The organism is Thermovirga sp. (assembly GCF_017656375.1).
In the GTDB taxonomy this organism is placed as follows: Bacteria; Synergistota; Synergistia; order Synergistales; family Thermovirgaceae; genus Thermovirga.
This window is the reverse complement of sequence record NZ_JACDOB010000076.1, coordinates 1-2271: the sequence shown is the minus strand read 5'-3', so window position 1 is coordinate 2271 and position 2271 is coordinate 1. Positions and strand designations below refer to the sequence as shown.

1 protein-coding gene is annotated in these 2271 nt (G+C 41.7%); it reads left to right on the top strand.

Annotated features, from left to right (window positions below):
- The first annotated feature begins 495 nt into the window (after positions 1–495).
- Entirely contained in the window at positions 496–2115 is a 1620-nt protein-coding gene (locus tag H0Z23_RS08910) for an HD domain-containing phosphohydrolase (RefSeq protein ID WP_296869096.1), read from the top strand.
- The last annotated feature ends 156 nt before the right edge of the window (positions 2116–2271 follow it).

Below are 2271 nucleotides of genomic sequence, written 5' to 3'. Positions count from 1 at the left end.
TGGACGTCTTGAGCAATCTAGAATATTACAGCAAATCAGGAGGCATCCCAAATCTCGTAAGAACAGGCAAGGACTCTTTTGGCTACTTCTTAGCCCTTCCTTAGCCTTCCCCTGAAGGCAGATGTTACATCCAAAGCTACTTAAAGATTTTTTGATCGCTTTAAGCGCTGGCATAATAACGTAACGGCGGGTTACCTCCTGTTTCCTTTGTTTTTGTTTTGGTTGTTTGTGCAGCACCAGTATAAAGGAAAGGTGCCCGCCTTTTCCATTACCTTCTTCACTTTACCTAAGTAGTCGGAACGAAACTTAGGCACATCTACAAAAAGAATATCATTTCTAATTGACTTCCTACATGGGGCGTAATATTATATAATGTTATAGTATTACTCCTGTAAAGCCAACTTTATAAGGCATCAAGATGGAGAAACGATTTCAGTTCTAGAGGAGGTGTAGCACTCACATTTCCCGAACAGGAGAAGGGTGCTGGTGTCAGAAATGCAAGAGAACCAAGGAGAAAACATAAAAGAAAAAAATCACATAATCGAAATTGAAAAAAGAGATGTAGCCTTAGAAGATGTTGCAAAAAAAGCAATTCAAATATGCGTTAAAAGCTTTGGCTTGCTCTGTGGCTGGCTTGGGCGTGCAGAAAGCAATGGACACGTAAAGCTTGTAGCTTACTTCCCCAAGGAGGCATCTTCCTTAAAGCAGGTAGCTTTAAGATGGGGCGAAATTGAGCTGAGTCATGGACTGGCAGGTAAAGCAATAAAGTCAGGGAAGCCGCAGATATGCCAAGATATCAAAGCGTGCCCCAGTTATCTTCCCTGGAAAGGATTTGTAACTGAATTGGGGATCAAAAGCTTCGTAGCTATACCTTTAATAGGAAACGGAAGGGCTTTCGGCAGCATAAATCTTTATAGCAACAAAATCGGCTACTTTACGGACTCAATTATGACGTCACTGCAGAACTATGTTGGTATTTTCTCTTTTATTCTGAAATATAGCAACCTGTATGATTCAACTAACAAGCACCTCAATAGATTGAAAGCCTTACGAAACATAGATATGGCAATAAGCACAGGAAGTGGCATCAAGCTAGTCTATTATGTTGCATTAGAGGAAACCATTAAACAGTTGGGGGCAGACGCAGCAGCCATCTTGAGCTATGACCCCCATGCTCAATCTCTTAAAATAGCGGCTACGTATGGGTTTGAAGCCAATAATTTGGAGGGGTTTTGCGTCAGCATCGAAAATACAATAGAGGGGAAAGTGCTTAAAAAACATGAAATAATACATATACCTGATCTAAGAGCAATCTCTCCTTTTGATTCTTCAAGCATTGACTTTTACCTGGAAGAGGGATTCCGTTCTTATTATGGTGCCCCTTTAACTGCAAGGGGAGAGAGGCTTGGGGTGTTACAAGTATTTTTCCGCAAACCCTTAACAGGAGGCGAAGAGTGGGTTAATTTCTTTGAAGCGCTAGCAGGCCAGATATCCTTAGGAATTGATAACGCAAAGTTAGTGGATGACTTATGGAATAGAAACCTTGAGCTTTTTAATGCTTACAACGAAACCATTGCGGGCTGGGGAAAAGCACTGTCCTTGAAAGAAGACGAGACGGCAGGCCATAGCGAAAGGGTTACAAAGCTGACTGTAGAAATAGCGAGAAGAATGGGGATAAAAAATCCGGATCTTGTTCACATAGAAAGAGGTGCCTATCTTCACGATATAGGCAAAATAGGTGTTCCTGATTCCATACTACTCAAGAAAGGGAAACTCACAGAGGAAGAATGGGAAATCATGAAAAAACATCCTGAATATGCCTTTGAGATGCTGTCACCCATTACATATCTAAACAAGAGCATAGACATTCCTTATTGCCATCACGAGAGATGGAATGGGACAGGATATCCCCGCGGCCTGAAAGGAAAACAAATTCCCCTCTCCGCTAGGATATTTGCTGTAGTAGACGTATGGGATGCCCTTACAAGCGACAGGCCATATCGAAAGGCATGGCCAAAAGAAAAAGCTATAGAATATATCAAAGAACAAAAGGGAAAACATTTCGACCCTGGGGTGGTAAACGTATTTATTACGATAATAGAAGGGCAAGAATAATACACACTAGTATCATAAGCTATATAGGTAAAGGTGTTCCCGCTATCAACGGACAGCGGGAACACCTTTATTTCTAGTCATCTACTTTCTTTTGGTCTTTTAGGGGTCAAGCCTTCGTTTTTGGTGTTCTACCTGGCTTGAAGGCCTAACCCCACG